This window comes from Spiroplasma sp. hyd1 (assembly GCF_016082235.1).
GTDB classification, from domain to species: Bacteria; Bacillota_I; Bacilli_A; order Mycoplasmatales; family Mycoplasmataceae; genus Spiroplasma; species Spiroplasma poulsonii.
Genome location: NZ_JXYY01000109.1, coordinates 1 through 213, shown reverse-complemented (window position 1 = coordinate 213; position 213 = coordinate 1).

Sequence of the window (213 nt, the reverse complement as noted above, 5' to 3'; positions counted from 1 at the left end):
TATAATTAAATTGATATTTTTACACTATACACTGTTTACAAATAAATCCTACTAAAAAANTATTTTTCATAATAGACTCAATATTATGAATAATAAACAATATAAATTTATCCACCATAGAAAATATAGTTAAAATTATATGTATAATAGNAATTTTTATAATTCCAACATTAACAATAATAATAAANTTTATTAAAAAATAAATTTGTAAAC